The organism is Gilliamella sp. GillExp13, from assembly GCF_001690815.1.
GTDB lineage: Bacteria > Pseudomonadota > Gammaproteobacteria > Enterobacterales > Orbaceae > Gilliamella > Gilliamella bombi.
The window spans coordinates 21096-29219 of sequence record NZ_LZHJ01000123.1; the positions used below are offsets into that span (position 1 = coordinate 21096).

Annotated in this window: 9 protein-coding genes and 1 tRNA gene; 6 read left to right on the forward strand and 4 right to left on the reverse strand. The window is 32.1% G+C overall.

What is annotated here, in order from left to right; translation table 11 throughout:
* Window positions 1-29 precede the first annotated feature (29 nt).
* Both gshA and A9G37_RS08930 read left to right on the forward strand, forming a co-directional pair.
* Complete coding sequence (gshA, locus tag A9G37_RS08925; protein ID WP_065575303.1) at window positions 30-1598, forward strand: glutamate--cysteine ligase; 1569 nt, start codon at window positions 30-32, stop codon at window positions 1596-1598.
* On the forward strand, window positions 1591-2370 hold the full coding sequence (locus tag A9G37_RS08930; RefSeq protein WP_065575304.1) for an endonuclease/exonuclease/phosphatase family protein: 780 nt from the start codon (window positions 1591-1593) through the stop codon (window positions 2368-2370). Before gshA ends, A9G37_RS08930 begins: the two co-directional genes overlap by 8 nt.
* Here the strand turns inward: A9G37_RS08930 and A9G37_RS08935 are convergent.
* The 3 genes from A9G37_RS08935 to rnhA form a co-directional block, all read right to left on the reverse strand.
* Window positions 2351-3586 (reverse strand): transglycosylase SLT domain-containing protein, encoded by a 1236-nt coding sequence (locus A9G37_RS08935; RefSeq protein ID WP_065575305.1) that lies wholly within the window; start codon window positions 3584-3586, stop codon window positions 2351-2353. The genes A9G37_RS08930 and A9G37_RS08935 overlap by 20 nt on opposite strands.
* Before the next feature lie 40 nt (window positions 3587-3626).
* A complete protein-coding gene (gloB, locus tag A9G37_RS08940; protein WP_065575306.1) occupies window positions 3627-4355 on the reverse strand; it encodes a hydroxyacylglutathione hydrolase in 729 nt (242 codons plus the stop codon).
* Window positions 4356-4439: 84 nt separating this feature from the next.
* Complete coding sequence (gene rnhA, locus A9G37_RS08945; protein WP_065575307.1) at window positions 4440-4913, reverse strand: ribonuclease HI; 474 nt, start codon at window positions 4911-4913, stop codon at window positions 4440-4442.
* Window positions 4914-5092: 179 nt separating this feature from the next.
* Here rnhA and dnaQ point away from each other — a divergent pair, with 179 nt between their 5' ends.
* The 3 genes from dnaQ to A9G37_RS13635 all read left to right on the forward strand — a co-directional run bounded on the left by dnaQ (window position 5093) and on the right by A9G37_RS13635 (window position 6297).
* On the forward strand, window positions 5093-5827 hold the full coding sequence (gene dnaQ, locus A9G37_RS08950; protein WP_218059360.1) for a DNA polymerase III subunit epsilon: 735 nt from the start codon (window positions 5093-5095) through the stop codon (window positions 5825-5827).
* Between the two features lie 116 nt (window positions 5828-5943).
* Window positions 5944-6020, forward strand: a tRNA-Asp gene (locus A9G37_RS08955).
* A 112-nt stretch (window positions 6021-6132) separates the two neighbouring features.
* A complete protein-coding gene (locus A9G37_RS13635; protein ID WP_081297712.1) occupies window positions 6133-6297 on the forward strand; it encodes a DUF454 family protein in 165 nt (54 codons plus the stop codon).
* A gap of 244 nt (window positions 6298-6541) precedes the next feature.
* Here A9G37_RS13635 and A9G37_RS08960 read toward each other — a convergent pair whose 3' ends face one another.
* The gene (locus A9G37_RS08960) at window positions 6542-7594 is read right to left on the reverse strand and encodes a dihydroorotate oxidase (protein ID WP_065575308.1); all 1053 of its coding nucleotides are present in this window, start codon (window positions 7592-7594) and stop codon (window positions 6542-6544) included.
* Between the two features lie 371 nt (window positions 7595-7965).
* Here A9G37_RS08960 and A9G37_RS08965 point away from each other — a divergent pair.
* A partial coding sequence (locus tag A9G37_RS08965; protein WP_442903148.1) for a transposase occupies window positions 7966-8124 on the forward strand: 159 nt, incomplete at its 3' end.

Below are 8124 nucleotides of genomic sequence, written 5' to 3' on the forward strand. Positions count from 1 at the left end.
AATAACTACCTTTTAAGGAAGCGCAAAATATGATTCCTGATGTCTCAAAAGCACTTAGTTGGTTAGAAAAACACTACACTATTTTACAAGGTATTCAACGTGGTATTGAACGAGAAACTTTACGTATTTTGCCTGATGGATCATTGTCAAAAACGCCATTTCCTTTAAAAATTGGTGCTGCGTTAACCCATCCTTGGATAACAACTGATTTTGCCGAATCAATGTTAGAATTTATCACGCCAGTTAATACCAATATTGATTATATGTTGACGTTTTTACGCGATTTGCATCGCTATGCTAGCGTAAATATTGGTGATGAAATGATGTGGCCTTTAAGTATGCCTTGTTTTGTTGCAAACGAAAAAGATATTATTCTTGCTCAATATGGTACTTCTAATGAAGGCCGCTTTAAAACGATTTATCGTGAAGGATTGAAAAACCGCTATGGTGCAATGATGCAGACTATTTCAGGTGTTCACTATAATTTTTCACTACCAACTGCATTTTGGCAAGCAAGAGAAGGGGTTAAAAATACCGAGGAAGGTAAAGCTGTAATTTCTGAAGGTTATTTTACCTTAATACGAAATTATTACCGTTTTGGTTGGGTTATTCCTTATTTATTTGGTGCATCGCCATCAATGTGTTCTTCATTTATTCAAGACCCAGTTAAAGCACAAGCCTTTATTGAACAAACAAATGGTAACTGCTATTTGCCTTATGCAACTTCTTTAAGATTAAGTGATATTGGATACACCAATAATGCCCAAAAACAGCTTGGTATTACTTTTAACCATTTGGATACATATGTAGAGGGACTAAAACGTGCAACGCATACAGAGTCTACAGATTTTGCTAAGTTGGGAGTTAAAGTGGATGGGCATTATCGTCAATTAAATGATAATGTATTACAGATTGAAAATGAGTTTTACGCACCTATTCGACCTAAACGAGTGCCAATGGCAGGGGAATCTCCATCGGATGCACTTTTGCGTGGTGGTATTGAGTATATTGAAGTAAGAGCATTAGATGTTAATCCATTTTCGCCAATAGGAATTACTGAAGATCAAATACGTTTTATAGATCTATTTTTAATTTGGTGTGCACTAGCACCAGCACCAGAGATGAGTAGTAAAGAACTTGAATGTGCTAAATTGAATTGGAATAGAGTCATAATAGAAGGGCGAAAACCAGGACTTGAGATTGGTATTGGATGTGAAAGTAATCGAGAGCCATTATCTAAAGTCGGTCACGAATTATTTAAAGATCTGTTACGTGTTGCTGATGTTCTAGATCATCGAGATGATATGCAGCGTTATCGTAATGTTTGTGAACGCTTAGATTTAATGTTTGATCAACCGGAATTAACTTTATCAGCAAGAACGTTGCAAGCAATAAGTGATTTAGGTACAGCTCAATTCGGTTTAGTTTTAGCAAGTCAATATAAAAAACAGCTTATGGTAGAACCTTTAGTATTATTAACTGAAGGTGATTTTGTACAACAACGCCATTTATCTATTGAGAAACAGATAAAGAAAGAGCAAGGAAATACTTTATCTTTTGATGAATATTTGGAAAAATTGAACGCCAAAAATGTTTAAAAAGCGCTGTTATACTTTACGATATCAGACAGATAACAAAGTTGAGTTGGTTTTACCTAATCAATCAGTAGTAGTTAATACGCCATTAATTGATCAAACATCGTTTTCTATTTTAGTTTGGAATATCTTTAAACTAAAAAGGGCCGATTGCATTGATATACTCAAAAACTATGTTGATAAGACTAAACTTATTTTGTTACAAGAAGCCCAAACAACATCGCCGTTACTAAATTTTATTTCACAGCACAATAAAATTGCAGATCATGTTCCAGCATATTGTTTTAATAATATTTATGCTGGAGTCATGACAATTTCAGATTCTTTGCCAATCTCACTTTTTTCTTTTAGAGAAAAAGAACCATTAATCCGTGTTCCTAAATCTGCTTTAATCACTATTTATCCAATTAGCAATTCCAAACAACAGTTATTAGTTGCTAATATTCATGCCGTAAATTTCAGTATTGGTGTGAAAGTTTATCGCCAGCAAATACACATGCTATTAAATCATATAAAAGAGCATATTGGTCCAGTGATTTTGGCGGGTGATTTTAATGCATGGAGTCGGCAACGATTAAATTTGTTGTATCATTTTGTTCGTTCAATTGAACTTAAGCCAGTTAATTTTTCAGTAGATGTTCGAAAGAGATTTATGGGCAGACCACTTGATTTTGTTTTTTATCGAGGATTACAACTTAACGCGGCTGAAATTATTAGCACAACCGCATCAGATCATAATCCTTTATTAGTAAATTTTAGATTGGATTTGCGTTGACAAGATTAATTGTCAACATATCACCTTCTTGAACTCTAGAATTCTTTAGATTATTCCATTGCAAGATATCGGTAATTTTTACACGATAATTTTGAGCTATAGAGTAGAGACTATCTCCTGCTTTAACAAGATAAACAATCTTTTTTACATTTTTGGAAAAACTATCCTTACTTACTATACTGTTATTTTTAATAAAACTTGTTCTAAATTCAAACGCCATATTAGAACGAGGAGTATCTTGTAAAAGTTCTGTAATTTCATTCACAACAAGATTTTCTGCTTGTAGCTTTTTGAATAAACTTTTGGCATGAGCATAAGGAACAAGCAAATGGAAAGGACCATTTACTGTTTGTTGCACATATCCAGCATTATAAGTAGCTAACTCATCAAGTGATAGTTCTGAGTATTTAGCAATTTTAGCAAGAGAAATATTCTTTGATATATCAATTCTAACGAGTGAATTTTCATAATTACAATCAGGTAATTTAATTCCATATCGTTTATTATTCTTAACAATATCAATAATTGCTAAAATTTTAGGCACATAGTGCATAGTTTCTGTTGGTAAGTCTAGCGACCAATAATTAATTGGTAAACCTTTAGCCTGATTTCTCTCAATGGCTTTTCTTACTCGACCTTCACCTGCATTATAAGCAGCCAAGGTTAATAGCCAATCACCATCAAAACGCTTATTTAAATTTTGTAAAAGTGAAATAGCTGAATTAGTCGATGCAATTAGATCTCGACGAGCATCAAACGAACTACTTCGCTGTAATCCATACTCTTTAGCTGTAATAGGAACAAATTGCCATAATCCTGCAGCTTGAGCAGAGGATGTAGCAAGTGGGTCATAGGCGCTTTCAATAAGAGGAATTAAAGCTAGCTCCGCAGGTAAGTTATTTTTATGAAGCTGATTAATAATGTAATAAACATAAGGCTCTGAACGTAAGGCAACGGCTTCAAAACCTTTAGGATTACGTAATAATCGTTCTCTTTCCGCGCTAACTCGACTATTTTCTGGAACATTTGCTTCAATCTGATTCAGCATATATTGCCATGGATTCTGAGTGATAGATACATAATTACTGGAACTATTTGTATTATTAGCTGTGTTTTTTGAATACTTTATTCTAACAACAGGATTATATCGTGGTCCATGATGCTGACATGCGATTAAAAACAAACATAACGCTGTAAATATTAATAACTTTTTCATTAGTCCGTAAATTTTACCTAAATTAAGATTAGTATTATACCTAAAAAATATCTTTTTGGCTTCTAAAAAAAACAAACAATTCTAATTCATTATTAATTTTGAACTTATTTTGTAATTTATTTTCATGACATCGTAAAAATAAATTAATTTTTTTTTCGTCAGATAAATTAGACGGTAATGTTATTAATTTATTAGAAATCGAATCTAAATAGTTTTCGATATTTTTATCATCGGGCAGCATTTGGGACGCAAATGCTAAATTTGATAAAGTATATTCATGACCTGCACAGATTAAAGTATCATTAGGCAGTTGTTTTAAATGTTTTAAAGAATTTAACATTTGTTCATGAGTACCTTCAAAAATCCTTCCACAACCGGCTGAAAATAAAGTATCCCCAGAAAATAAATAGGGCATGCAATAATATGCCAAATGACCAAGAGTGTGCCCTGGTACTTCTATAACTTCAAAACTAAAATCACCAATACAGACTTTATCTTGTTTGATAAGATAATTAATTGGTAAATTGATTTCACTTGGACCGTAAACATCAATATCTTGGTATTGAGCTTTTAATTGGTTTACTCCTCCAGTGTGATCAATATGGTGATGAGTAAGTAAAATTCCAAGGGGGATTAATTTATGTTTATTAATATAATTAATAACAGGTTCGGCTTCCCCAGGATCGATAATTATGGCTTGGTTACTGGCATTGGTTAGAATCCAAATATAATTATCTTTTAAGGATGCAATGCTATGTAGTTTATACATTTTAATTTTTTACCGTTAATTATAAATTATGTCGTTAAAAGCAAATAAACTTTTTAAAATTGAATAAAAAATTTAATTAATACATTAACCATTTATGCATTGTTCAAATATAGTATCTTGTAGTGTAGGGGATTGAGCTTGTGTTTTAGCTATAATGTCACAACGCTCGTTTTCAATATGCCCAGCATGACCCTTTACCCAAATCCACTCAATTTTATGAATCTGCACTAATTCATCTAGTCTTTTCCATAAGTCGACATTTTTTACTGGTTGTTTGTTGGCGGTCCTCCAACCATTTTTTTTCCAACTATGTATCCAATTGATGATTCCATTTCGCAAATATTGACTATCAGAATATAACTCAATTTGACAAGGCTGCTTTAATTGCTCTAAAGCAACAATTGCAGCTAATAATTCCATACGATTATTCGTAGTTTTAAAAAAACCTTCTGATAATATTTTTTCGTTTGTTTTATATTTTAAAATTGCAGCATAACCACCAGGACCTGGGTTACCTAGGCAAGAGCCATCAGTATATATTTCAATTTTTTTTAACATCTTTTTAATTTCATTTATGACTATTTAAATTTTTTGTTAATTTATTTACTGTAATTCTGTGACTTAAGTAAATTAAGAACTATATTAATTTTTGAATGTATCAACTTTAAGAAATTTTGGTGCTAGACTATACCATTAAATAAAAGTTTTTCCCAACGATTGATATAAAAGAGAAGAAAGTGATCCATAATTCTACACGACTAATTGTATTAGATACTGAAACGACAGGTATGAACCAAGAAGGCAATAATCATTATGAAGGACATAAGATTATTGAAATTGGTGCTGTTGAAATTGTTAATCGACGTTTAACTGGTAACCATTTTCATGTTTACATAAACCCCGAACGCTTAATTGATGAAGATGCATTTAAAGTGCATGGAATCAGTGATGATTTTGTTAAAGATAAACCTATTTTTAAAAATGTTGCTCACGATTTTATTAAATTTATAGATGGTGCCGAGTTAATTATCCATAATGCATCATTTGACATAGGTTTTATGGATTATGAATTTCGTCTTTGTGGTCTGGATTTTAAAACAGCTGATCATTGTATTATTACTGATACCTTGGCTATGGCAAGGCGTTTGTTCCCAGGTAAACGTAATAATTTAGATGTGTTATGTGAACGTTATCAGATAGATAATTCCCACCGAACATTGCATGGTGCATTATTAGATGCTGAGATTTTAGCTGAAGTTTATTTAGCTATGACAGGTGGGCAAACGACATTGTCTTTTAGTTCTGAAGATAATAACTCATCTTTATCAGAATCAAACTCAATTAAAAGAGTAGAACGTAATGGTGTGCCTTTGAAAGTAATCAGAGCCACAAGACATGAACTTTCTGAACATGAGATTATTTTAAAAAAAATTGACAAAAAAAGTGGAGGAGCATTGTGGAATATAAATTAATGATTGTTTTGTATTCAATTGATCACATATTTTAAAAATTTAATTGACGAGAATAAAAATAATCTTTAATATCACGCCTACTTTAACGTTACAACGTTAAAACTATCAAATAAAGCGGAGCGGTAGTTCAGTTGGTTAGAATACCTGCCTGTCACGCAGGGGGTCGCGGGTTCGAGCCCCGTCCGTTCCGCCAATTCAAATTTTTTAATTACACTTTATAATATTATTAACATCGCCTACCTGTATTGAATTAAATACTTAAACCTTTCTAAGTCACATTTAATAATGTTTAAAAATGGTTTTTTATAATTATAGGTAGTGCTTCATTTTTATTGGGGACAGTTAGTATTCTCGTGCCGCCCCTACCAACAGTGCTTTTTTATTTATTAACGACCTATTTTTTGAACAATATCTCAGATCGTCTTTATATCTATTTTACTGATAATCATTACTATCAAACTTATATATAAAAAAGAAAGCAACAAAAACAAATTTGTTTGAAATGTTAGCAATGGTCTTAATTGTATTGTAAATTCCTTTCATTTTTATTCATTCCTTATATGTGCTAATTATTTAATTATCATTTTTTTAGCTCATATTGTTTTTTTATTTTATTATTTTAGGAAAAAGTAAGAATGTAGTAGGGTATATTAGCAGTAAAAAATCACAGGGTAAGTTACCCTGTAACAAATGTAAGCCTAACTATAAATAGTTTTATTTAAGATTTTTCTTAATTTCTATAGCAAGCATTGGGTTCCACATGGCACCTGTAGCACTCATGACCGCATCGGCGCCATTATCAATAAACTGACGATAATGTTCACTAGAACTAACACCACCAACACCAACAATAGCAAATTTTAGCTCCATTTCTTTTCGATATTTAGCTAATCTACTTACCATATCTAAACCAGCCCAACGAATTGCATTGCCACAGACACCGCCTTCTTTTCTATTTTCACCTAAGGCAGGATTACCTTTAGCATCAACTGGTTTAGCGGACAGTGTGTTAATTGTACTTAAGCCGTCGATAATAGAACCGACACGAGTCAATAAAGAAACGATCCTTTCATCATCCGGGAAATAGGCTAGTTTTAAAATAAGTGGGCGATCAGGAACAGCTATTTTAATAGCGTTAACAATTCGTTCGACTTTATCTATATCAAAGCAAAGTAGTTTACTTGCTCCTTCGTTTGGGCAACTTAAATTTGCTTCAAGAATAGGCGCATTGGTTTCTCTAACTAATTTTGCAGCTAAAGCATAATCGTTTTCTATTTCTTTATTGCTTTGCGTTCCTTGAAAACTACCAATTACATATTGTCCATGACCTGCAGATTTTACTGCATCAGCCATATCTGGTTGCCAAATATCTGGTGAAAAAGAAGGAACCCCAAAAGAGTTGGTAATTGATAGAGGTTGATTGTAAGCAGTATCAGCTAATACTGTATCTAAATTACACGATAATTTACCTTTAGGATGAACTGATAATACATTCGGTAATGGATGACATTTATGTAGTTTTGTTCGAACTGTTTTATATACGCATAAATCAAATCCATAGGCAAATGCGGCTTTAATGTAGTTTGCATTCAATAAAGGACCTGCCGGTATACCAAATGCTAAATTAACGTCATGGTTTAAAAATTTTGAAGATTTTGTTGGAATTTGCTCAGCTTTATCTAATTGTGTAAAAAGACCAAATGGTCCTTGAGCATAATTATCTTCGTAGCTTATAGAAGGATTATAAAAAGGTGTTAAAGATTCCATACTATCTCCTGATCATGCATGTTCTTAAAGTGAAGTTGGGTATTAGGTTGTAATAAAAATAAAATGAATAAGGTTTTATAGCCAAAAAAAATCCCCCATAAGGAGGATTAAGAAATAGGAACAATAGAGAGTAGAAATATGGGGTTGATTCGGAACTGCCAATTGGAATTAAAGACATTAAGTTATTCTCTATTGTATAAATTTGTACACATTTTATCTGAATAAAATTAAAGTTCAATATAAAATATTAAAAAATATCTAACTAAATGAAAAGGTTATAGTATTTTTTCTAGATTCCTATGTAACTCTCCCCTAAAATAGTACAGCAAAAAAGTAGAAAATTCTCTATGATAAAAGTAAAAGGGGATTTAATGATGAAAAAAATGACTGAACATCAAATCGTCGCTATTTTAAAAGAAGCTGAAGCAGGTATTCCTGTCAAGGAACTCTGCCGTAAATATGGCATGGGTAATTCAACTTTTTATAAATGGCGGGAAAAATACGGCGGCATGGAAACTTCGGATATCAAA

Bases quoted from the DNA above. Each gene is read 5' to 3' on its own strand.
- gshA (WP_065575303.1), top strand. From the start codon at position 30: ATGATTCCTGATGTCTCAAAAGCACTTAGTTGGTTAGAAAAACACTAC.
- A9G37_RS08930 (WP_065575304.1), top strand. From the start codon at position 1,591: ATGTTTAAAAAGCGCTGTTATACTTTACGATATCAGACAGATAACAAA.
- A9G37_RS08935 (WP_065575305.1), bottom strand. From the start codon at position 3,586: ATGAAAAAGTTATTAATATTTACAGCGTTATGTTTGTTTTTAATCGCA.
- gloB (WP_065575306.1), bottom strand. From the start codon at position 4,355: ATGTATAAACTACATAGCATTGCATCCTTAAAAGATAATTATATTTGG.
- rnhA (WP_065575307.1), bottom strand. From the start codon at position 4,913: ATGTTAAAAAAAATTGAAATATATACTGATGGCTCTTGCCTAGGTAAC.
- A9G37_RS08960 (WP_065575308.1), bottom strand. From the start codon at position 7,594: ATGGAATCTTTAACACCTTTTTATAATCCTTCTATAAGCTACGAAGAT.